This window comes from Fibrobacter sp. (assembly GCF_017545445.1).
Classification (GTDB): domain Bacteria; phylum Fibrobacterota; class Fibrobacteria; order Fibrobacterales; family Fibrobacteraceae; genus Fibrobacter.
Genome location: NZ_JAFWOM010000062.1, coordinates 17,491 through 39,126, shown reverse-complemented (window position 1 = coordinate 39,126; position 21,636 = coordinate 17,491). Strand labels below are relative to the sequence as shown.

General features: G+C 47.2%; 21 protein-coding genes. 12 read left to right on the top strand and 9 right to left on the bottom strand.

The window, feature by feature from the left end:
- Positions 1-8 precede the first annotated feature (8 nt).
- Genes IKG78_RS06810 through IKG78_RS06785 form a run of 6 tightly spaced genes read left to right on the top strand, consistent with a single transcriptional unit; the run spans position 9 to position 6,538 of the window.
- Positions 9-1,460 (top strand): lipopolysaccharide biosynthesis protein, encoded by a 1,452-nt coding sequence (locus IKG78_RS06810; protein WP_290941376.1) that lies wholly within the window; start codon positions 9-11, stop codon positions 1,458-1,460.
- Positions 1,450-2,562 (top strand): DegT/DnrJ/EryC1/StrS family aminotransferase, encoded by a 1,113-nt coding sequence (locus IKG78_RS06805; protein WP_290941373.1) that lies wholly within the window; start codon positions 1,450-1,452, stop codon positions 2,560-2,562. Before IKG78_RS06810 ends, IKG78_RS06805 begins: the two co-directional genes overlap by 11 nt.
- A gap of 12 nt (positions 2,563-2,574) precedes the next feature.
- Entirely contained in the window at positions 2,575-3,867 is a 1,293-nt protein-coding gene (locus IKG78_RS06800) for an ATP-grasp domain-containing protein (protein WP_290941368.1), read from the top strand.
- Positions 3,867-4,610 (top strand): LicD family protein, encoded by a 744-nt coding sequence (locus IKG78_RS06795; RefSeq protein ID WP_290941365.1) that lies wholly within the window; start codon positions 3,867-3,869, stop codon positions 4,608-4,610. The genes IKG78_RS06800 and IKG78_RS06795 overlap by 1 nt, the downstream gene beginning before the upstream one ends.
- A gap of 14 nt (positions 4,611-4,624) precedes the next feature.
- Entirely contained in the window at positions 4,625-5,623 is a 999-nt protein-coding gene (locus IKG78_RS06790) for a LicD family protein (RefSeq protein WP_290941363.1), read from the top strand.
- Positions 5,624-5,626: 3 nt separating this feature from the next.
- Positions 5,627-6,538 carry a LicD family protein gene (locus IKG78_RS06785; protein WP_290941360.1) on the top strand — a complete coding sequence of 304 codons (912 nt, stop codon included), beginning with the start codon at positions 5,627-5,629 and terminating at the stop codon, positions 6,536-6,538.
- An 18-nt stretch (positions 6,539-6,556) separates the two neighbouring features.
- On the opposite strand, the gene IKG78_RS06780 is transcribed toward IKG78_RS06785, so the two are convergent.
- Genes IKG78_RS06780 through aepX form a run of 6 tightly spaced genes read right to left on the bottom strand, consistent with a single transcriptional unit; the run spans position 6,557 to position 12,676 of the window.
- Positions 6,557-7,738: a hypothetical protein gene (locus IKG78_RS06780; protein ID WP_290941357.1), complete on the bottom strand. Its 1,182-nt coding sequence runs from the start codon at positions 7,736-7,738 to the stop codon at positions 6,557-6,559.
- Positions 7,739-7,741: 3 nt separating this feature from the next.
- Positions 7,742-8,485, bottom strand: coding sequence for a DUF6564 domain-containing protein (locus IKG78_RS06775; protein WP_290941355.1), 744 nt, complete (start codon positions 8,483-8,485; stop codon positions 7,742-7,744).
- Positions 8,482-9,480, bottom strand: coding sequence for an NAD(P)-dependent oxidoreductase (locus IKG78_RS06770; protein ID WP_290941352.1), 999 nt, complete (start codon positions 9,478-9,480; stop codon positions 8,482-8,484). Before IKG78_RS06770 ends, IKG78_RS06775 begins: the two co-directional genes overlap by 4 nt.
- Before the next feature lie 13 nt (positions 9,481-9,493).
- Complete coding sequence (locus IKG78_RS06765) at positions 9,494-10,222, bottom strand: metallophosphoesterase family protein (RefSeq protein WP_290941349.1); 729 nt, start codon at positions 10,220-10,222, stop codon at positions 9,494-9,496.
- Between the two features lie 2 nt (positions 10,223-10,224).
- On the bottom strand, positions 10,225-11,352 hold the full coding sequence (aepY, locus tag IKG78_RS06760) for a phosphonopyruvate decarboxylase (protein ID WP_290941346.1): 1,128 nt from the start codon (positions 11,350-11,352) through the stop codon (positions 10,225-10,227).
- 13 nt (positions 11,353-11,365) lie between these two features.
- The gene (gene aepX, locus IKG78_RS06755; protein WP_290941343.1) at positions 11,366-12,676 is read right to left on the bottom strand and encodes a phosphoenolpyruvate mutase; all 1,311 of its coding nucleotides are present in this window, start codon (positions 12,674-12,676) and stop codon (positions 11,366-11,368) included.
- A 133-nt stretch (positions 12,677-12,809) separates the two neighbouring features.
- Here aepX and IKG78_RS06750 point away from each other — a divergent pair, with 133 nt between their 5' ends.
- The 4 genes from IKG78_RS06750 to IKG78_RS06735 are packed head-to-tail and all read left to right on the top strand — an operon-like array spanning position 12,810 to position 16,793.
- Positions 12,810-13,754, top strand: coding sequence for a glycosyltransferase (locus tag IKG78_RS06750; protein WP_290941340.1), 945 nt, complete (start codon positions 12,810-12,812; stop codon positions 13,752-13,754).
- 4 nt (positions 13,755-13,758) lie between these two features.
- Positions 13,759-14,883: a UDP-galactopyranose mutase gene (gene glf, locus IKG78_RS06745; RefSeq protein WP_290941337.1), complete on the top strand. Its 1,125-nt coding sequence runs from the start codon at positions 13,759-13,761 to the stop codon at positions 14,881-14,883.
- 9 nt (positions 14,884-14,892) lie between these two features.
- Entirely contained in the window at positions 14,893-15,798 is a 906-nt protein-coding gene (locus IKG78_RS06740; RefSeq protein ID WP_290941334.1) for a DUF4422 domain-containing protein, read from the top strand.
- Positions 15,799-15,809: 11 nt separating this feature from the next.
- Complete coding sequence (locus IKG78_RS06735) at positions 15,810-16,793, top strand: glycosyltransferase family 8 protein (protein WP_290941332.1); 984 nt, start codon at positions 15,810-15,812, stop codon at positions 16,791-16,793.
- Here the strand turns inward: IKG78_RS06735 and IKG78_RS06730 are convergent.
- Positions 16,785-17,624: an endonuclease/exonuclease/phosphatase family protein gene (locus IKG78_RS06730; RefSeq protein WP_290941329.1), complete on the bottom strand. Its 840-nt coding sequence runs from the start codon at positions 17,622-17,624 to the stop codon at positions 16,785-16,787. The genes IKG78_RS06735 and IKG78_RS06730 overlap by 9 nt on opposite strands.
- A gap of 50 nt (positions 17,625-17,674) precedes the next feature.
- Here IKG78_RS06730 and IKG78_RS06725 point away from each other — a divergent pair, with 50 nt between their 5' ends.
- Both IKG78_RS06725 and IKG78_RS06720 read left to right on the top strand, forming a co-directional pair.
- Positions 17,675-18,079 carry an adenylyltransferase/cytidyltransferase family protein gene (locus IKG78_RS06725; RefSeq protein WP_290941326.1) on the top strand — a complete coding sequence of 135 codons (405 nt, stop codon included), beginning with the start codon at positions 17,675-17,677 and terminating at the stop codon, positions 18,077-18,079.
- A gap of 132 nt (positions 18,080-18,211) precedes the next feature.
- Positions 18,212-19,606, top strand: a complete 1,395-nt coding sequence (locus IKG78_RS06720; protein WP_290941323.1) for a hypothetical protein — start codon at positions 18,212-18,214, stop codon at positions 19,604-19,606.
- On the opposite strand, the gene IKG78_RS06715 is transcribed toward IKG78_RS06720, so the two are convergent.
- A complete protein-coding gene (locus IKG78_RS06715) occupies positions 19,544-20,536 on the bottom strand; it encodes a glycosyltransferase family 2 protein (RefSeq protein ID WP_290941320.1) in 993 nt (330 codons plus the stop codon). The two genes, IKG78_RS06720 and IKG78_RS06715, sit on opposite strands and share 63 nt — an antisense overlap.
- Positions 20,533-21,633 (bottom strand): CDP-glycerol glycerophosphotransferase family protein, encoded by a 1,101-nt coding sequence (locus IKG78_RS06710; RefSeq protein WP_290941400.1) that lies wholly within the window; start codon positions 21,631-21,633, stop codon positions 20,533-20,535. The genes IKG78_RS06715 and IKG78_RS06710 overlap by 4 nt, the downstream gene beginning before the upstream one ends.
- Between the last annotated feature and the right edge of the window lie 3 nt (positions 21,634-21,636).

Genomic DNA, 21,636 nt, shown 5'->3' with positions numbered 1-21,636 from the left:
TTAGCAATATGCCATCCAAAGCATCCATAATCTCATCGCTGATATGGAAATTCATGGAGCGCATGGGAATTCAAGGGACGCAGTTCGTCGTCTCCATAGTTCTCGCGCGGCTGCTCGCCCCGGATGATTTCGGCCTAATCGCACTTGTGATGGCGGTAATCGCCATTGCGAACGTTTTTGTTCAAAGCGGACTCGGCACGGCCTTAATTCAAAAAAAAGACGCTGACGAAACGGATTTTTCATCTGTATTTTATGCAAGCCTCCTGCTTGCCACAGTCGTCTATGCAATCATTTTCTTCACGGCACCGCTAATTGCCGATTTCTACAACAAACCGGCACTCATCCCCGTCATCCGCGTTTTGACGCTATCGTTATTCATCGGCGTTTTCAATTCCATACAGTACGCCTTTGTCGCACGCCAAATGATGTTCAAGAAGCTCTTTTTCAGGAGCATCGGGTCGATGATACCTTCGAGCATTATCGGCATCGTGATGGCATTCACAGGATTTGGCGTATGGGCCCTTGTCGCACAGCAGCTTTCGAATACGTTTCTTGCCGTAGTCATCATGTGGTTCGTCGTTCCGTGGCGTCCGCAATTAAAATTCTCTTTTGAAAGACTGAACAAACTTTTTTCATTTGGATGGAAACTTCTCTTTTCGTCGGTGATTGACACGGTCTATTCACAAATACAGAGCATCATTATCGGAAAGATGTTCTCGCCCGCAAGCCTCGCTTTTTTCGACCGAGGAAGCCACTTTCCCTACATTGTCGTAAACAACATCAACAATTCGATCCAAGCTGTCATGCTGCCCTCGCTTTCCGCATTCCAAGATGACAAGCCTCAAGTGAAGAAGATGGTGCGACGAGCTATTGTGACTAGCTCTTTCTTGATTATCCCGATGATGGCAGGCCTTGCCGCCACGGCAGAGCCCATTGTAAAAATCCTATTAGGAGATAAATGGCTCCCCTGCGTTCCCTTCGTCCAGATATTCTGTTTCATCTACGCCTTTTATCCAATCCATACGTCTAATTTATCCGCAATAAACGCCTTGGGACGCAGCGACATTTTTCTGAAACTCGAAATCATCAAAAAAATTTTCGGGATATCCATTCTTGTCGCAAGTATTCTCTATTTCAGGTCGCCTATCGGTATCGCCTACGGTGTCGCCGTAAATACAATCATCGCCTCATTCATCAATGCCAGCCCGAACAAGAAACTGCTCCATTACAGTTACCTTGAACAAATCAGCGATATCGCGCCATCGGCCATCTTAGCCTGCGCCATGGCACTTGTCATTATTACAGTGAACCAACTGCAATTGAATATTTATTTGACTCTAGTTTTGCAGATTTTAACCGGAGCATTATTCTACTTCGGACTCGCCAAATTACTACATTTTGAAAGTTTAGAATACCTGATAAAGACAATCGCCGATTTCAGGAGAAGACATGCAAAATAAAGAAATTACCGTTACATCGCCGCTGTTTCCATCGTTAGACGACTTTATCCCGATGCTCAAGGACATCTGGGATCGCAAATGGCTCACAAACAACGGGCATTATCACAAGGAACTTGAAAAGGCTCTCGCCGAATATTTGGGCGTGGAATACCTAAGTTTATTCACAAACGGGACTTTACCTCTCATTACGGCACTCCAGGCCATGCGCATTACCGGCGAAGTCATCACAACGCCGTACAGTTTTGTCGCAACGACTCATTCCATTTGGTGGAACGGACTCAAGCCCGTTTTTGTCGATGTTGACGAAGAAACGGGAAATATTGATCCCGAAAAAATCGAAGCCGCCATCACTCCGCATACGACGGCCATCATGCCTGTCCATGTGTATGGAACTCCCTGCAACACAAAGCGCATCCAGGAAATTGCCGACATTTACGGTCTCAAGATTATCTACGATGCGGCACACGCATTCGGCGTGAAAATCAACGGCGAATCCGTGCTCAAAGCCGGCGACATGAGCACGCTCAGTTTCCATGCCACCAAAGTCTATAACACCATCGAAGGCGGTGCGTTAATTTGTCACGACGCAGCCACCAAGAAACGCATTGACTATCTCAAGAATTTCGGTTTTGCAGGAGAAACAACGGTCGTCGCTCCCGGCATCAACAGCAAAATGGACGAACTCCGTGCTGCATACGGTCTGCTGAACTTGAAGCAAGTTGACAACGCCATTGCAAGCCGCAAAGCTGTCGCCGAACGCTACCGCGAAGCGTTCAAGGATATTCCCGGCATCCGCATGCTCAAAGATATCGAAGGCGTTCGTCACAACTACGCTTACTTCCCCATTTTCATAAGCGAAGAATACGGCATGAGCCGAGATGCGCTCTATGAAAAACTCAAGGAATACAATATCTACGGACGCCGTTACTTCTACCCGCTCATCAGCACGTTCAGCGCCTACAAGGGCTTGGAATCGGCAAATCCGTCGAACCTCCCTGTAGCCCACAAACTTGCCGATCAAGTACTTTGTCTGCCGATGTTTGCCGACTTGGACGATGAAGGTGTCAACCGAGTCATAAATGTTATCGTCAATCGAAAATAAATTCGAGCATCTATGAAGAAGAATATTCTTGTATTCCCCTGCGGTTCAGAAATAGCGCTCGAAGTGTATCGTGCAGTCAATCATTCGACACACTTCAATCTTATTGGCGCAAACTCCATAGACGACCACGGTCAATTTGTATTCGAAAACTACATCGGCGGCTTGCCCTTCATTACGGCCCCGGACTTTCTTGAAAAATTTGGGCAGGTCATTCGCGAAAACAACATCGACGCTGTCTATCCGGCAATGGATTCCGTCATCGAACTTTTAAAGAACAACGAAGATTTGTTGGGATGCAAAGTAGTCTCCTCCCCCATAGAGACAACGCAAATCTGCCTTTCAAAATCCAGGACGTACAAAGTCCTCGAAAATATCGTAAAAGTCCCTAAAACATACACTGCCAATGAACTTGTCAAAGCAGGTGGACCGTTCCCCGTTTTTGCTAAACCCGATATCGGTTACGGTTCCCGCGGCGCAAAGAAAATTTCAAGCGTCGAAGACCTCAAGGCCCACTTGGCCCTGTACCCGTCATGCATCCTTTCGGAATTTTTACCGGGCAAGGAATACACCGTCGATTGCTTTACAAACAGCAACGGGAAATTGCTTTTTGCTGCAGCACGCGAACGTTGCCGCATCATGAACGGAATCAGCGTCAACACGAAGCCTGTCAAGGGAAATGCCGAAGAGTTCATGGATTTCGCACAAAAGATAAACGAAACCATAAAATTCCAAGGAGCTTGGTTTTACCAAGTCAAACGCGATGCAAACGGCAGCCTTACGCTTCTCGAAGTTGCAAGCCGTTTCGGCGGATCTTCTTCGTTGTTCCGCGCACAGGGTATCAACTTTGCGCTGATGTCGCTATTCGATGCATTCGACATTCCCGTATCCATACTCCGCAATGGCTACGACGTCGTCATGGACCGTGCGCTTGACAACAAGTACAAACTGGACTTGAAATACAGCGAAGTCTTTATCGATTTTGACGACTGTATTTATCTCGAAAAGAAATTCGTAAACGACGCCATGATGGCGTTCCTTTACCGGTGCGTAAACAAAGGAATCAAAGTTACTTTGCTTTCCCGTCATGACGACGAAAAACTTGGCAAGTTGGACGAACTTTTGGACAAATTGCGTATCCGTCAGGTATTCGACCGCATCATCCATCTAAATCCGAGCCAGAAAAAAATCGATTCCATCGACAACACGGATTCCATTTTCATTGACGACTCTTTCGCAGAACGCAAAGCTGTCGCAGACAAGTTTAACATACCCGTTTTTAGTCTAGACATGATTGAGGCCCTTTAATGGAAACGCCCTTCGACATCAAACGCGCGCAGGCGCGCCTTTTAGAAATGGCAAAAGCAACAGCAGCCATTCTTGAAAAGCACGACATTCCCTACCAAATTGCATTCGGCACGTTACTTGGAGCCGTAAGGCACGGAGGGTTCATTCCGTGGGATGACGATTTTGACTTTTTACTTTTCGACGATTCTTACGACAAGGCAACGGAAGTATTGTTGAATGAACTCCCGGAAGACTTGCTCCTCGAAAACGAAAAGACCGAGCCCAAGTATTTCCACGGTTGGGCTCATGTCAAAGATTTGAAAAGCGAATGCGACTGCGCGCTTTTCCCACAAGATGCGGCTTACGCCCACCATGGTTTAAGTGTAGATTTGTACAAGCTCACAAAAATCAAGGAAAAGGATTACATCCAATACCGACTTGATGAAGCTCTTGCCTACATCGATCGCCGCCTCAAGCAAGGGCTCATGACCGAAGAAGAATACAAGAATAAAAAAGAATCTTTCTTAAACTTGTTCAAGCCGGATGGAAACACGTCTGAAAAGGAAATTCTAGCCTACCCGTTTACATACGGCAAGCAAGAAATTGACGATGTTTTTCCGCTGAAAAAGTACAAATTCGAGGATGCGGAATTTTTGGGTCCGAACAATTATGATCCATTGCTCGCTTCTGAATATCGTGACTATATGTCGCTCCCGCCCGAAGAAGACAGAAAACCACATTATACATCCATTAAATATTTTTAGAGAGAGACTTATAAATGAAAAAGCTTAAAGCATTTATCATCAAATGCATGGGTCCTCTCTATAAAATTCTTTTTAAGACGAGAATCGAAAACCGTCGCCTTGCTAAAGAGAAAAAGGAGCTGGAAAGTCAGATCAACGAGCTTACTTATCAAGTCAACTACTTGAAGCATCACTTTGATATCGGGCAAATGAAACCTGCATCCGGATATCTTCGTGAATTCCAGCTTGCCGAAGTCGAATATGCAAGATACATTTTGGACTTGCTCAAGCCCTACGATATCCAGATGTACCTTGAAGGCGGCGCCCTGCTCGGAGCAAAGCGCCACAAGGGATTCATCCCCTGGGACGACGACATCGATATAGCTATGTCTCGTGCAGATTTCAACAAGCTTCTTCACGTTCTGCAAACCGATCCCAATTTCGTGTGGATAGACACAACGCAGAAATCCGGTTACTACGCCGAATATTACGACAAGAACATTCGCGCGAACGCAAACAAGAACGTTGTTCTCATGACTCCGACTTGTGTACACATATTCAATGGAACCTGTTTGAGAGATGCGAAGAACCTTGAATTTTTCCCGAACGATTTCTTGAAAGAAGATGTGACCGAAGAACAATATCTTGCTTTCCGTGACAAAGTAATTGCATTCATACGTGTACCGCACGCATGGAAAGAACTCTTCGACTTCTACGAAGAAAATTGGAAAGCGAGCGGCATCTATTCCATGGAGCCGACCTCTCGAATCGTCCCAGGGCTTGGCAACTGGGATTTGACGGAATACGGCTATCACGGATTTAGACACCATGATGACGTTTATCCCACAACGACCATTGTATTCGAAGGCAAGGAACTCCCCTGCCCGAACAAGGCCGAAGTAATTTTGGACAGGGAATACAGTAAAAGTTGGCGTGACTATCCTAAAGACATCGGATTCCCGCAGACACTACTTGACCGGAACAATTATTTTAAATTAATTGGCGAACCCTTGATTGACTACAAAGAATTTTAAAATATGACCGAACCGGAAAGAATTGTCGCGAAAGGAATCGTTCCCTCCTCGTTTTTGCAAGAAGAAACGATATGCGATTTTTTTGTGGATTCCACCCGCAAAAAGGTATGGGCCATTGAACTCGACATCTTGATCGAATTCGACCGCATATGCAAAAAGCACGGCCTGAAATATTTCTTGATGTGCGGGACGCTCCTCGGTGCCATTCGCCACAAGGGATTCATCCCGTGGGACGACGATATCGATGTTGCCATGCCACGCAACGACTTCAACAAGCTGAACACGTTGCAAGAGGAATTCAAGCACCCGTTTTTCTTGCAGACGCCGCTCACCGACAAAGAATTCGCAGGTTCGCACACCTGTATCCGCAACACGAATACGAGTGCCATCAGCCCCATCATCCGGTTCCAGAAGATGAATCACGGGCTTTTCATCGACGTTTTTGCGCTGGACCATTTTGTACCGGAAGGCGCCGAAGAGCGCTATGCCGAAATAAACCAGCTGAACATCGAGAACGGAACGTTCATGCGGTTGACCAACCCGGAACTGAACGAGAAAAACCGCGAGCGCGTAAAAAATTACCACAGGGACCATATTGCCGATTACTTGAAAATCCATGAAATTGCGAGCAAGTTCAACGACCGCGAAACAGAAAAACTGGCCATCCTGACATGGACGGCAGAACCGCTCGAACAAAACGTGTGGGACGCAAAGGACTTTGACGAATCGGTGGATGTTGAATTCGAAGGATACCGTTTCCCGGCACCCGCAGGATATCGCAACATTCTCACGCAGCTGTTCGGAAACTACATGGAATTCCCGCCTGTAGAAAAAAGAGGAGCCCAGCACAGTCAATACGTGCTGGACCCCGATACGCCTTATGCGGAATTCCTGCGCACGTTCAAGCCGTGCTAACAGGATTCTCCACAACAATTACTTTTTCGGTGCAAACGGCTCGATGATGTTCTTGATGATAAAGTCGGCAGTTTCGTCGATTTTCTCGAAGGGAACGCGTTTCGGCAAGTCGACATTGAAAGCCTTCTTCACCTTCGCGACGAGTTCGTCGGTATAGACGAGCGTACCGTTTTCCACGTTCTCGATGCCGTCGCAGTAAATAGACTTGCGGTTTGCCGCACGCATGTCATCCATGCTGAACAGGGTCGTGTCAAACGAGACTTCGGCCTTCGCGCCATCGATGAGCACCGGATAGCCACCAATTTCGCCATCGACGCCGGGCGCATGCACCTTGGTCACCGTCTTTTCGCGGAGAGCGGTCAAGATGGAATCGATAATGTTGAAGTTGCTCGAAGCGTTCATCATGTTGCGCTTCTGGTCCACCGGCATCGGGATGGAGCAGGCGGCAAGCACTTCGGTCTGGTCAAACGGCAAATCCTTGCCATCCTTCTTGAAATTCAGGAGCAGCGTCTGGCCCTCGGCGTGACCTTCCTTGGAAATCACCACGTCGTGGAAGTGGCTCACCGCAAGCGTCACGTCGATATCGTTCAGGTTGTCGATGCCATACTTTTCGGCCATGAAGAACTTCATGCGCGGAATGAGGTGGTTCAGGTTGCCGCTACCGAAATCAAAGTATGTCTTGCCGGCAGACTTGAGCCAGGGAATCACCGCGTCGGAATACGAGGTATTGATGGTGACGGCGTTCGAGCCAGTCTTTTCGTAAGCGGCCATGATGTTCTTCGCGTAACGGATAGAGAGCGGAGACCAGATGCCGTAAGCGCGCAGGTTGCTCCACGAGATGCTTCCGTACTTGAGGCCCGAATACACACGGCTGCTGTTCACGATAAAGTCGGGATTCGCCTTCTTGATTGTCGCGGCAATGCTGTCAACATCGTTCAGGTCGCAGTCTCCGAGAATTTCAATCTGGCTGCGCAGTTCACGACGGATTGTCGCTGCCGTGCGGACGATGTTCACGTCCATCTGCATCTTGGCGGCATTGCGACCCGCAACCACAATTTTCAGCTGCGGGTCACGGAGGCTCACCAAAAAGTCGAGCAGGAACGTACCGACGCTCCCGAGCCCGATAATCATAATCGTTATCGTTTCGTTCTTTTCGACCTTGGACTTGAGCAAGGCAATTTTCTTGTTCAGGATTTCCATATCTTACTCCATAAGTTCACGGACAATGTTGTAGTCCGCAACAGTGTTACAGTTATACCAGGTATCAAACGTGACCACGTCATATTCTTCACGGGTAAGCTTGTTGAAATACGCCTGAATAATTTCGAGGTTCGTTCCCTGAAGTTGCTTTTCGGTCAGGGAAGCGACAGCCTCGTGCAGTTTTTCTGCCGACTGGAATTTCCACATCTGCGCAGAATTGAACACGGCGAGGAACGGCTCCGGAATCGTGAGCGAGGAATGGTTCGTGTCGTACAAGTAATGCGGACGGCCATCCGTCGATACGTAAAGTACCACGGCCTTGTTCGAATAGATGGGTTCGCGATTGATCGTGAGCACGTTCTTTTCGCTATCGTAAACCGGCTTGAAACTTTCCTTCAAGAAGAACAAGTCGCCTTCGACGAAGGTGACATCGCCCGGTTCCTTCACGGCTTCGATGCCCTTGTACAGACTGTAACCCGAACCATAGTCATTGAAATGCTCGTTATAGACAAGTTCAATCCTATCACCGTAGGCTTGGAGGTTTCCTTTCACATACTCTTCGAGAGCGGAATAGAGATAGCCTCCCACGATGATGTACTTGTCGTATTCACCGCAATTTTTCATAATCTGGTACAACAGTGTAAACTTCAGGGAATTCTTGTAATAGAGGCACTTCAGGGTTTCCTTTTCGGTATCCCTGTTAAAGCGGGTTGCCGTTCCGGCAACAGTAATAATCAGGTATTTCATCTTTCAATACTCCTTACACACATTTCGAGGCCTTCGTCAAGCGTAACGACCGGCTTCCAGTGCGTACGCGTACGGATCTTGTCGGTATTGAGCAATCGACGTTCCGGGTCGGACTTGCGATAACCTTCAAACTTGATTTTCACGTCGTCCATGCCCATCTTCTTCGCAATAAGCTTGGTCAAATCCACAATGGAGATTTCCTCGTCAGTCGCGACGTTATACACAGTACCGTCGAGAGCTTCAGGCGATTCAATCAATTCCATCACAGCACGGCAACTGTCGATATTGTGGAGGAACGTGCGCTTGTTGACCTTCGAATTCTCGAGCAACGTGACTTCGGGCTTTTCGAGGAGGTTGTTGATGATGTGCGGAATAATGTGGTCGGCAAAGCGTTCGTGTTTGCTATAGACGTTCGCAAAGCGGATGGAGCAACCCTTGATTTTACCCTTATCGACAGCATCCTTCATGAAGAATTCCGTAAGGAGCTTGCCGACAGCATAGCTCGTGCGCTGGCTGTGTTCCGCCGTTGCCATGACCAAGAAGTCCGATTCGCGAACACCACCGTTTGCGTTCCACGACTGCATGGAATATACTTCAGAAGTTGAGCAGTTGATGTAAGTATCTGCACCAAGTTCAATGGCCATTTCGAGGAAAGTCTTCATCGAGATGACGTTCGTCTGGAACGTGTGTTCCACTTCGTAGAAATGCTTGGTGTGGACCACTGCGGCGCAGTTGATAAATATCAGGCGACCGGAATACGAACCCTTGAGGCTCTTTACCTTGTCGGCGACAGCGGCCATGTGTTCGGCATTGTTGATGTCGTATTCAAAAAAGATAAAGTCATCGCGACCGACCAAGTCCTTCACCGTGTCGATGGAACTGGCAAAGAAGTTGTCGAAACCGACAACGATGTTTTCTTCTTTCAGCAGCTGGTGCGAAAGTTCACTGCCGGTCATGCCGGTGGCACCACTTATGACATACAGATTTTTCTTCATGTTAAGCCTCTGTTTAAATTCCTAAAGTCAGACGATCCTTGTAGAATACATCTACCTCGTCCGTATAAAGTTCCTGTTCCGCCACGATATCGTACGGGACGCATACATGCTCGTATTCCGTCGTCTCGGTATTGAGAATCCCGAACTGCGCGCAGGGATTGATGTTGCGCGGCTGCCCTACGGAACCCGGGTTGATAAAAACCGTTTTTTTCTTGTTCCTCGTGCTCGGGGAATCGGCCTTGAAAAGCACCTCGAAGTAATGGCACACATGGGAATGCGCCGTCAGTACGAAATCGTACTCTGCATATTCTTCGCGAGTGAGTTCCACAGGTGTAAACTTGCCCCAATACGGGTCGCCCATAATGCCATGCACCAGCAGGAACTTCTTGCCGTCGATTTCCAAGGAACAAGTGCCATCGCAATTCATCTTGTTATTGATAAAGTCGATGGACTCCTGCGAAAGGTGCTTTTGCGTATAGTGGAGGATGGCGCGCCCGCGGTCTGTCGCGAAACGGGTCGTGTCATTGTCCATGACCGCCTTCTCGTGGTTTCCCCAAATCTTCGCAACAAACTTGTCGTCCATACTGCGAATCATGTCCACGATTTCGTTCGGGCGCATGCCGTAATTGACAAGGTCTCCCAGCAACACGAACTTGTCAACATGGCGACGTTCGACTTCTTCGAGCACCGCATTCAATGCCGTCACGTTCGCATGGATGTCCGACAGCAGGGCGAGTCGCATTTTTATTTCCTCAGGAACTCCATAAGAGCGTTCTTGTTCTCGATAGGCGTGGTGGTCGGGCGGCCCAGATCCTTGCGGTTGCCCTTCTTTACCTTGACTTCGAGAAGCACGGGGCCTTCGATACTACGCAACTTGCCCAATGCATCAGCAAGCGATTCCTTGCTATCAGCGGTCAGGGCATCCTTGTAACCCACGGCGCGAGCCACAGCAGGAATATCAATCTTGAGTCCAACCGTCGGCTGGCCGCCCACGGAATCATGCGCACCGTTGTTGAGTACCACGTGAACGTAGTTTGTGGGAGACTTGCTTGCGACAATCGCCATGGAGCCCATGTGCATGATAGTCGCGCCGTCGCCGTCGAAACACCAGACCTTGCGATCATCCTTTTCCATCGCGATGCCGAGTGCAATCTGCGAGGCGTGTCCCATGGAGCCCACCGTCAAAAAGTCGCGCTCGTGACCTTCACCCTTCTGGGCGCGGTATTCAAAAAGTTCGCGGCTAATCATGCCCGTGGTAGAGACAATGACATCCTTTGGCCCGAGCGCAGCAGCCACAGTCTGGATAGCTTCTTCGCGGCTCATCGTGAGGTCGTTTTTCTCGACGCTCTGGAGCTTGTAATCCTCGAAGGTGTCCTTCTCGATGACAAGCGCATAAACCTCGCCCGTTTCCTTCATCGTCTTGACGGCCTTCGCAATCTGCTTCGCGGCCTTGTCCTCTTCTTTGCAGAGTACGTCGTAATTCACGCCCATCGTGTTGAGGATGCCGGTCGTCACCTTGCCCTGCTTCACGTGCTGCGGTTCGTCGTGAACGCCCGGGCGCCCGCGCCAACCAATGAGGAGCAGCACCGGAATGTTGTAGACTTCCTTGTCCGTAAGCGATGCAAGCGGATTGATGATGTTGCCTTCGCCGGAATTCTGCATATAGACAACGCCAATCTTTCCTGTAGCGAGGTGATAGCCTGCGGCAAGGCCCACGGCGGCACCTTCGTTCGCGGCAATCACGTTATGCTTGGCATCCTTGTTGTCGGCGATGTAGGCACAAATGTTCTTGAGCAAGGAATCGGGGACTCCGGCAAAAAAGTCAATGCCGTAGGAGCCGAGCGTGTCGATAAAAAACTTCGGACTGATCATAGGTAAAATACCGTTACTTCTTCATCGTTCCGGGAATGAGGTTCAAAATCTGCTTGATGGGCATGCAGTAGTCGTTGGAGGCTTCCAGGCTACGGCTGTGCGTGAGGATAGATTCAGCGCACTTCACCATAGCAGGGTATGCAGAACGCAGCATGTGGTTTGCATAGATGACGATGTTGATACCCCAGGTCGCCAATTCCTCTTCGGTGAACTGGTTGTAGGTCGTAGGCACGGCGACAATCGGAGTGTGCGCATCCTTTTCGCGGAAGCGCCTGCAGAATTCCTTGATGTCCTCGCCGCTCTTGTCCTTGGAATGGATCATGATGCCGTCGGTACCGGCAGCCACGTAGGCATGGCAGCGTTCCAGAGCGTCATCTACAGACTTGCCCGCAATAAGCGATTCGCAGCGGGAAATCACCATGAAGTCGTTCGTGATCTGGGCTTCCTTGCCCGCGCGGATCTTGGTGCAGAAGCCTTCGATGGTATCTTGCGTCTGGACGGCGTCGGTTCCAAAAAGCGAGTTCTGCTTGAGGCCCACCTTGTCCTCGATGATGACCGCCGAAATGCCGAGGCGTTCAAGCGTGCGGACCGTGAAACCGAAATGTTCCACCTTTCCGCCCGTGTCGCCGTCGAAAATGACCGGCTTGGTCGTCACTTCAAGCGTATCGTTCAAATCGTGCAGGCGGGTCGTGAGATCGACGGCCTCGATATCCGGCTTGCCCTTGCTGGTAGAATCGGTAAGGGAAGAAGACCACATGCCGTCGAACTCGCGGACGCAACCATTGACTTCAACACTCGTGTGTTCTGCGATAAGGCCGGTAAGACCGTTGTGCGATTCCAAAATACGGACAATCGGCTTCGCCGCAATCAAACGGCGAAGCGAAGAAAGCCTCGCCTGCGGAGTCGTGCCGAGGCTGTCCATTTCTTTCTTAAGTCCGGCTGAAGTGATGCCCTTTGTATAAGGGATTTCGATGACTTTTCCGCCTTGGGCTTCCATCACCTTGAAAACTTCGTCGCGGATATACTTATCCGGGCCGTAAAGCCAGTCATCGCCGTGGATGATATAATCCGGCTTGTACTTCTTCAGGTTTTCGACATAGCTCCATTCATCTTGCGGAACAATCTTCGACACGCCCTTGATATTCTCGATGACATTCTTGCGCTGCTCGTAATTCAAATACGGGAGACGCTTATGCGTCGCAATCGCCTTGTCCGTAAAAAGCCCAATCATCACGTCACCGTACTTGGCGCCCTCATTGATAATATTGATGAGGCCCGGGTGCATGATATCACCAATCATTCCTAGATAAACAGTCTTTGCCATGCTAAACCTTATTCGAATCAATCTTCACGCCAAATCTAGAAAAATAACGGACACACCGCCCATAGTCCATGATGTACATTGACTATTTCCACTCATATAAATATATTTGGCAATTCAGATATCCGGAAAAAAAATGCTGTTAAGAACCCAAGATGAAATCATGGCCAAATGGCCGAAAAATGCCGAACCGCTCGTCTGCATCCGTTGCACGGCGTTCAATCAAGAAAAGTTCATCGCCCAATGCCTCGAAGGATTCTTGATTCAAGAAACCGATTTTCCTTTTGAAGTCATCGCCCATGACGATGCCTCCCGCGACAGAACTGGCGATATCATTCGCGAATACGCCGCCAAATATCCCAAAATTATCAAGCCCTACATAGAAACCGAAAATCAATGGTCCAAAAACGACGGCTCGTTTACCAAAATAATGGACTCGCTCACTACGAGAAAATACGTAGGCATGTGCGAAGGAGATGACTACTGGATCGATCCGCACAAACTGCAAACGCAAATAGATTTTCTTGAAAGCCATCCCGATTACACCATGACGTTCCACGACGCCGAAATCAAGAACGAGCCCGGTGTAGAGGCGGTCGATTCTGTTTATCCCCCCATGGAAGACCGCGAATACACAGCTACGGAACTCTTCGAAAAATGGACCGTTCCGACCGCCTCCATGGTCTATCTGCGCAAAGTAAGAGATTATCCCATCAAAAATCCCCTCAATATCATGAACGGCGACATTTTCCTTGTCGAAAAAAGCGCCCACATGGGAAAAGTCCGCTGCATCAACAAAAAGATGTCTGCCTACCGCAGGCAACCGGGCGGCGTCACTTGGGACAAGTCCAAGCAAATACAACGCATAAAGGAATATCCAGCGCACCTCATGGAACTCAAGCGCAATTTTCCCAAAATTGATCAACGACTCCTCAGCCGAGCCATCTGCGGAACATTTGTAAATGCCTGGGATTACGTCAACCTGAAAACAAAAATCTACTATTTTTTCAAAGGCATGACTCTCGCCCCAAAGACATTCCTCAAAAAACTTTATCGTAAAAAAATTTCGGACAAGGCGTAATCGCATGGTTCATTTCGACTACCTCATCGTAGGCTCGGGCCTTTTCGGAGCGACTTTCGCTTACCGGGCAACACAAGCCGGCAAAAAATGTCTGGTCATCGACAAGCGAGCTCACCTTGGTGGAAACGTCTATTGCGAGAACATCGAGGGAATCAACGTCCACAAATACGGAGCGCATATTTTCCATACGAGCAATAAGCAGGTATGGGATTTCGTGAATTCCATCGTTGAATTCAATCGCTACACGAACAGCCCTGTCGCAAATTACAAGGGCAAACTTTACAATCTGCCGTTCAACATGAACACGTTCTACCAGATGTGGGGCGTTACAACTCCGGCAGAGGCTCACGCGAAAATCGAGGAGCAAAAGGCCGAAGCCATCGCCGCATTGAAAGGCCGCGAGCCAGCAAACCTCGAAGAACAGGCGCTCACGCTTGTCGGTAAGGACATCTTCAACACACTCATCCAGCAATACACCGAAAAGCAATGGGGCCGCAGTTGCAAGGACTTGCCTTCGTTCATCATTAAGCGCCTCCCGGTACGTTTCGTATTCGACAACAATTACTTTAACGACAAGTACCAGGGAATCCCCATCGGCGGGTACAACAAACTTATCGAAGGTTTGCTTGAAGGTATCGAGACGCGCACAGGCATCAATTTCTTTGCAGAATACAAAGACAACTGGCGTGAAATTGCAGACAAGCTTGTCTATACAGGAGCCATCGACGAATTTTTCGGCTACAAGCTCGGCAAACTCGACTGGCGCACGGTCAGCTTCAAGACACGTATCGAGAACATTCCGAACTTTCAAGGGAACGCCGTCGTCAACTACACATCGCACGAACAGCCTTACACGCGCATCATCGAGCACAAGCATTTCGAAATGTTCGGCGCCGACGTCTATAATGTTCCCAAGACAGTCGTATCAGAAGAATACTCCACCGAGTACAAAGAAGGCATGGAGCCCTATTATCCAGTCAACGACGAGCGCAACAACAAACTGGCCGAAGAATACCGCAAGCTCACCGCCCAAGAGACAAACGTCATCTTTGGCGGACGCCTCGCGCAGTACAAGTATTACGACATGGCTCCTATCATCGAGCAAGTCTTGAACATCGAAAATTTCTAAGTTACCGACATGCTAGACGATTCCAAAATAAAGATTCTTGTCTGTTGCCACAAGCCTTGCAACTTACCTCAAGACAATGTTTTTTTACCGATACATGTCGGCGCGGCACTCTCTGACATCAGTCTCGGATTCCAGCGCGACGACCAACTGAACGGAGAACCTTGCGACAACATCAGTAGCAAAAACCGCAGTTTTTGCGAGTTGACCGCAATTTACTGGGCTTGGAAAAACATCAAGAAACTCTATCCCGACTTGCAATACATCGGACTGAACCACTATCGACGCTTTTTCGCATTTAACGAAAGACGCGTCACAGGAAACGGTATTCCCAAAGACGTCCAGAACATTACGCAATACAAGTTCGACATGCCGATGGTAGAATCTTGCCTCGAATCGAACAAAATCATCACAACGCCCAAAGCTTACCTCAAGACATCGCTTGCAGGCAGCTACGAGCACTGCCACAACAGTTCCGACTTGCGCATCATCCATGATATCGTCCGCGACGATTACCCAGAATTCCTAAGCACATTCAATGAAGTTTATCTTGGCAAGAACTTTTTCTATGACTGCAACATGTTCATCATGCCTTGGAATGAATTTGACGATTATTGCAAATGGATTTTTGGCATTCTCTTCAAAGCAGAAAAACTCATCAACATTGAAAATTACGATACGTACCAAAAGAGAATATACGGATTCCTCGCCGAACATCTCTGGACCGTATGGGCCATACACAGGCAGTATCCACTTCAGAACCTGAATTATTGCGTTTATACGGAAACTCCCAAAAAAATCAACGATGGTCTTTGGGCTCGGTTAAAATTCCGCCGTATGCGCCTAAAAGACGACTTCGCCTTTTTCTTGTCAAAAGTTCGCGGCAACAAGCAAGAACGTTACTGGATTGTTCCATAAAGGAATTCGCAATGGTAGATATAGTCCTTTGTTCCGACAACAATTATGTTATGCCGACAGCAGTCCTGATGACATCCATCGGGCATGCCAATAAAACGCTCGACATCCATTACCACATCGTAACTGCGGGACTCAGCAAGGACTCTCAAGAAGCTCTTATTCGCAACAAGGGAAGCGAACGTTCAAACGTAACTTTTTACACCATCGACGAATCCTTCGTGAAAGACTGTCCGATTCGTCCTGGAGAACACCTTTCGCTTGCAGCATACTTCCGCCTGATGCTCCCAAGCATTCTCCCGCAAAACATCAGCAAAGTTCTTTACTTCGACGGAGACATCATCTGCATCGATTCCATCGAAGAACTGTGGAATATGAAGCTCGAAGGGATTTCTGCAATGGCCGCACCGGACATGCGCTGCAACGACATCCGCAATTTAAACAGACTGTCGCTCGACTATGCAGACGAATACCTGAATTCAGGCGTCATGCTCATCAATCTCGACTGGTGGCGAAAAAACGATGTTCAGAACAAATCCGTTCAATTCGCTTCTGAAAATCACGACATTTGCCTATTCCACGACCAAGACACCCTCAACGTCGTACTGCGCGGCAGCATGCGGCAATTATCCATCCGTTACAATTTGCAAGAGCATTTTCTAGAACCATTCGAAAAACAGTTCATAAGCAAAAGTCACTTTGACGACTTACAAACAGCCTTGAAAAACCCGTGTGTCATCCACTATACCGGATTCCTAAAGCCTTGGCACAGGGAATGCGTCAACCCGCTAAAATCGGCATGGTTGTTTGTATATAACAAGACTGAATGGAAAGGGCGCAAGCTCGGGTTCCGTCACAAAGGATTTCGCTTGTTCAAATACAGGCTCCGCGAATTCCTTTCCGATTATCACTTGGCAAAATCCAAGAACATCTACAAGAACACCGACTTTTCAAGCCTAGAACAAAAAGTTCTAGACAAAGTCAAAGTTTTATTTTAGCTCAAAATCCATAATGACCGGGAAATGGTCTGACGGATAGCGCCACTTCGTCCCATCGTAATAGCGATGGTCCAATATTCCATACCGATAAATCGGTATAGAGGGGGTTACGGAAATATGGTCGATCTGGCGTTGAGCCTTGTCATTGACGTCAAACGAATTGAACGAACCTGACGGGATAAGCTTTACTTTCGCAAGTTCCTTGGCATCCTTGAGAATAGACGAAGTATTGACATACGTAATGGCTTTACTGTCTGCTTGCGTATTCAAATCTCCCGCAAAAATAACACGATTGCGACCTGCAATTTTTTTCACCTGTTCTACAGCAAGCCTTGCAGACTGATTACGGGATTCCTTGCCAATATGATCCCAATGGGAATTGAACACGAAAAATCTCTTATTGCCCCTCCTCAAGTTCACCCAGGAGCAAAAACGCGAATGTCTTGCATCCCAGCCTTTTTCCCAAGGGATGCCACTTTCCGAATACCAGAACTGGCCCGATTTTACAGCTTTGAATTTACTCTTCTTAAAATAAATCGGATGAATCTGCACCGAATCTGTTTGGATATAAGTGTATTCCGGCAATTGAGCAGCGAGATCTAAAACCTGCTGCGAATCCGGTTCTTGAACCACCAGAATATCCAAATCGTAAAAACGGACTATCTCCGCAATCTTTTCGACGCGAACAGACCAAGCATTTCCCGCTAAAGAATCTTCCGCATTCGCAAAGCGAATGTTCCACGTAGCGAAAGTGATACGTTCTGCCTGGACCGTCTGGAAAAAAGCCAAGGCGCAAAAAATGATAGCGAAAAGAAGTTTTTTATTCTGCATAAAAAAAATATAATACATTTCGGCTATGTCTTTTTTTTATTTTTGTTTCCATGAACGGAAAAAAATACAAGCGAGCGATCACCTACGGCACTTACGACCTGTTCCACATTGGTCACTTGCGACTTCTTAAAAGAATTGCAGAAATGGCAGAGGAACTTTACGTGGCCGTTTCTTCAGACGAGTTCAATGCGCTAAAAGGGAAAAAATGCATCGTTCCGTTTGAATACCGCAAAGAAATAGTCGAATCGCTCCGCATGGTCACCAAGGTCATCCGCGAAGACAATTGGGAGCAAAAAAAAGACGATGTTCAAAAATACGATTGCGATTTATTTGTGATGGGCAGTGACTGGACTGGTAAATTTGATTTTCTCAAAGATTACTGCGAAGTCATCTACCTCCCAAGGACCGAAGGTATAAGCACTACGGAAATAAAACAAGAAATTAAAGACCATTAAGGAATTTTAACCCACAATCAGCGTTGTACTATAGAAACGACCGTTAAATGTTTTACAATCCAATACACGCTATCCTGTAATTCATTCAACCACCGAAGCTATAAGAGTACAACAAAATTTTAGATTTGTAATATGAGTTTTGCATTAAACCTGCCTGTTTATTTTTTATTTGCAGCCATTCTTTACAAGATCTGCAAAGGTGACGAAGCAGGGAAATTCTATGCACTCGCATTAGGGACATTGCTTTTCCCCATGGCAGGCACAATTATCGCAAAACCAACAGTAGCCCCGAACCACGCTTTCATCTACGCATACCTTTTTATAGAATTCATTCAAGCCATCGGGAAAAATCATACCAATTACAAACGAATCCTTTATATTCCTCTATTTTTAATTATTGCATGCACAACGACAACGATTCTAAACACAGAGGGATTTGACCCACAGACATTTTACATTGCGGCAAGAGATTTTTGCGAATCGTACGGTTACTTGATTGCGGCATTCATCGCCGGAACCCATACCAAAGGAAATGAAATATTCGAAAAACTCTATAAACCCACCATTATTTTTTGCGGATTCGCCGTAATCGAAGTATCAATCAAGTACAACATCCCCTATATGCTCATCTGCTCCGCTTATCCCAACTACGACGCGAGCTTTGCATCCCTAGACAAGGGCGCCGTATTCATCGAATCCTGGCGAATTCGCGCCGCAGTGACGACGGTCCACCCGACAGCATTGGGAACGGTATTGTCAACATTGTTCGCTTTTTATTTATCGATTTGGAAAAAAAACATCATATCGCAGAATAAGCTAGTCGCTACACTGGTAGCGCTTATTATAGGAATGTATGTAAGCGGTTCCAGAACCTCAATGATTTGCGCCGTATTGGTCACCGCCGTATTCATCTTTTCAAAAGTCAACATTTACCTTAAGATACTCCTTGCGGGTGTCACTATCATTTCGTTCGGGACTCTCATCTCTTTAGCCATCAATCATTTTGAAAATTCCAACGGGAGTAGCCTGGACTTACGAAGGGAACAACTGTTGTTCTCCATATTGACAATCCAGCAATCGCCCATTTACGGTAACGGGGTTCAGTACACTTCCAAATACGTTTTCGAAGCCGGCGATGAAGGCTCCAAAGGAAAAGCCTGGGGATCCGACGACGAAGACCTTGGCGGATTGGAATCCATCATATTCAGAAGGCTTATAGATTACGGATTCCTTGGACTGGGCGGTTTCTTCGCATTCCTTTTATACTTCCAGTTCTACTTCCTGATACACAGGAAAAGGACTTTGTATGCCAAGTGCGGGGCGTTAGTAACATTATCGTTCACCGCATTCCTGATTCTTTCAGGAACATTGGCAAACAGCATCGTATATGGTTACATTCTTTTAGGTTTTTGTCTCGCCAGAACACGTATGGCGGCAATCAACCACACAAAAGATGAAGAGGCCCTAGAAGAATCTGAAGCAGAGATAGAGGAACCCGAACAACCTAAAGCCATAACGGCAAAATAGCGAGTATGGAACAAAGGATTTTCCCCAGAAACTAGGTTTCCATTGGCTATACTCTCCATGCGGAATTTCGCAATGAATTTTCCATAAAGCCTTCATGCGCCTAATTCCTCTTGGATTATCGCGGGAAGCGGCGGCAAAGAGCCTTGCATAAATAGGACAACGCCTACGCATCAAAGCAAATTCAAAATCGATACGATTGGATTGCGCCCACTCCTTTATCTTATTCCATCCAGCGATGCGATTTTCAAGAGAATACGTTCCTTTGTCGTCCGCTTGCGGCTCCTGATTTACCCTATAGTAATAGTACGCCTGTTGAACAACCGCAACTTTCTGAGCCTTATAAAGTGATTCCAGACAAAAAAGGACATCCTCATTGTACTTGAGCGACGTATCGAATTCAATCCCGGCAACAAGTGCTCTCGAAAACAAACAGCGCCAGACAAAGCCATTCAAGCCCTGACCGGCCCCGAGTTTCCTTTTGAGCACATCCTCTTTTTCCTCTGGCGAAAGAACCTTGTCACCGCCAATAGGCAAAGAAACTTCCCTACAAGCGCTGTTTTCAAAGCGGAAAAACGGAACATATCCCAGTTCAGCGTCAAGGCTAACAAATGTCAGAAAAGCTTTTACAAAAGCATCCGCATCAATCCAGTCATCCGCATCGATAAAAGTGATAAAGTCCTTGGTCGATGCAGCAATTCCCAAATTCCGTGCACGGCTCACGCCACCATTTTCAACATGCATTACACGCACACATGCGTTACAAGCGGCAAGCGCATCGCAAATGGAAGGGCTTGAATCCTTCGATCCATCATCAACCAAAACGAGTTCCCAATCCAGACGATTGCCGATTTTCAGGACAGAATCAACAGATTCCTGTAGGTATTTTTCCGCATTATAAACAGGCAAAACAAACGATACGGACTTTTTCATACTTTGCTCAAAATCCAGCGGCACACTTGTTCAGAAGCGTTTCCATTTTCGCAAACATGGCCATAAAAATCAAGAATATCTCTACAATTTTTCTTTACCAAATTCTCATCTACATTAATAATTTTTTCAAACAATTCTGTTTCAGTGCGAGCGTACCAAAACGGGCTTTTCTCAATATCAAAATAAAGTCCGCGCCCGGCTTTATACTCTTCCAAATCTGGAACATAAAGAAAGACGGGGCGATTCAGCAAGACAAAATCCCCGACAAGCGAAGAATAATCTGATATGACGATATCCGAAGCTAACAAAATATCCTGCATTTCAGGATAACGCGATGCATTGATAATTCGACAATCCTTATTCCAGCCGTCGTTCACCTTCACCTTGTAATGCTGACGAACAAGCACATTCCACGTTTTCCCGGTTTTCGTTTCAAGTTTATCCAGAAGATTCGAGAAATTCAATTCCGCAACACCATTGCAAATTCCCCGAAATGTCGGAGCAAACGTCAAAACGCAATCCGCCGCGATGTTCAGTTTCTTTCGAACATTTTGCAAACGAGCCGAGGAATCGCCAAAAAACACATCATTGCGAGGCGTTCCACAATGCAAGATTTCACCTGAAAATTTCATCGCATCATGATAGACGTTGTCCGCATAATCCGAGCCAGATAAAACCACATCCATGATGCGATATGCATCGGCAAGCGTATTTTTTCCATCCGCGGATTCATCGACTTTTTTAAATGCACGGTCACCATGCCACGTATCCAAAAAGAACTGCCCTTTGCGTTTACACGGGATAATGATACCCGCATTAAAAACGCAAACCTTCGAAGTGAACATTTCAATACATTCCCTAAGGCCGCCCGACTTCACCATTCTTGCATAACCAGGGAAATCGTCTATTTTCGAAGAATCTTTAAAGCTCCATACAATTTCGTAATCCGGCGCCATTTCATGCAATTTTTCCGAAATAAATCTCGGATTGCACGCATAACGCAAGCCATGATATGCCTTGAAGAACACTTTCTTTTTTTTCAAGGGAAACAAAACCGAAACTGCAAGACAAATAATTCTTAGCACAAACAACTTCATCCG

Excerpts from the sequence above, each read along its gene's own strand:
- IKG78_RS06800 (WP_290941368.1), top strand. The coding sequence starts at position 2,575 with ATGAAGAAGAATATTCTTGTATTCCCCTGCGGTTCAGAAATAGCGCTC.
- IKG78_RS06790 (WP_290941363.1), top strand. The coding sequence starts at position 4,625 with ATGAAAAAGCTTAAAGCATTTATCATCAAATGCATGGGTCCTCTCTAT.
- IKG78_RS06775 (WP_290941355.1), bottom strand. The coding sequence starts at position 8,485 with ATGAAATACCTGATTATTACTGTTGCCGGAACGGCAACCCGCTTTAAC.
- IKG78_RS06795 (WP_290941365.1), top strand. The coding sequence starts at position 3,867 with ATGGAAACGCCCTTCGACATCAAACGCGCGCAGGCGCGCCTTTTAGAA.
- IKG78_RS06770 (WP_290941352.1), bottom strand. The coding sequence starts at position 9,480 with ATGAAGAAAAATCTGTATGTCATAAGTGGTGCCACCGGCATGACCGGC.
- glf (WP_290941337.1), top strand. The coding sequence starts at position 13,759 with ATGGTTCATTTCGACTACCTCATCGTAGGCTCGGGCCTTTTCGGAGCG.
- aepX (WP_290941343.1), bottom strand. The coding sequence starts at position 12,676 with ATGGCAAAGACTGTTTATCTAGGAATGATTGGTGATATCATGCACCCG.
- IKG78_RS06735 (WP_290941332.1), top strand. The coding sequence starts at position 15,810 with ATGGTAGATATAGTCCTTTGTTCCGACAACAATTATGTTATGCCGACA.
- IKG78_RS06720 (WP_290941323.1), top strand. The coding sequence starts at position 18,212 with ATGAGTTTTGCATTAAACCTGCCTGTTTATTTTTTATTTGCAGCCATT.
- IKG78_RS06710 (WP_290941400.1), bottom strand. The coding sequence starts at position 21,633 with ATGAAGTTGTTTGTGCTAAGAATTATTTGTCTTGCAGTTTCGGTTTTG.
- IKG78_RS06810 (WP_290941376.1), top strand. The coding sequence starts at position 9 with ATGCCATCCAAAGCATCCATAATCTCATCGCTGATATGGAAATTCATG.
- IKG78_RS06730 (WP_290941329.1), bottom strand. The coding sequence starts at position 17,624 with ATGCAGAATAAAAAACTTCTTTTCGCTATCATTTTTTGCGCCTTGGCT.
- IKG78_RS06750 (WP_290941340.1), top strand. The coding sequence starts at position 12,810 with ATGCTGTTAAGAACCCAAGATGAAATCATGGCCAAATGGCCGAAAAAT.
- IKG78_RS06715 (WP_290941320.1), bottom strand. The coding sequence starts at position 20,536 with ATGAAAAAGTCCGTATCGTTTGTTTTGCCTGTTTATAATGCGGAAAAA.
- IKG78_RS06765 (WP_290941349.1), bottom strand. The coding sequence starts at position 10,222 with ATGCGACTCGCCCTGCTGTCGGACATCCATGCGAACGTGACGGCATTG.
- aepY (WP_290941346.1), bottom strand. The coding sequence starts at position 11,352 with ATGATCAGTCCGAAGTTTTTTATCGACACGCTCGGCTCCTACGGCATT.
- IKG78_RS06785 (WP_290941360.1), top strand. The coding sequence starts at position 5,627 with ATGACCGAACCGGAAAGAATTGTCGCGAAAGGAATCGTTCCCTCCTCG.
- IKG78_RS06780 (WP_290941357.1), bottom strand. The coding sequence starts at position 7,738 with ATGGAAATCCTGAACAAGAAAATTGCCTTGCTCAAGTCCAAGGTCGAA.
- IKG78_RS06740 (WP_290941334.1), top strand. The coding sequence starts at position 14,893 with ATGCTAGACGATTCCAAAATAAAGATTCTTGTCTGTTGCCACAAGCCT.
- IKG78_RS06805 (WP_290941373.1), top strand. The coding sequence starts at position 1,450 with ATGCAAAATAAAGAAATTACCGTTACATCGCCGCTGTTTCCATCGTTA.
- IKG78_RS06725 (WP_290941326.1), top strand. The coding sequence starts at position 17,675 with ATGAACGGAAAAAAATACAAGCGAGCGATCACCTACGGCACTTACGAC.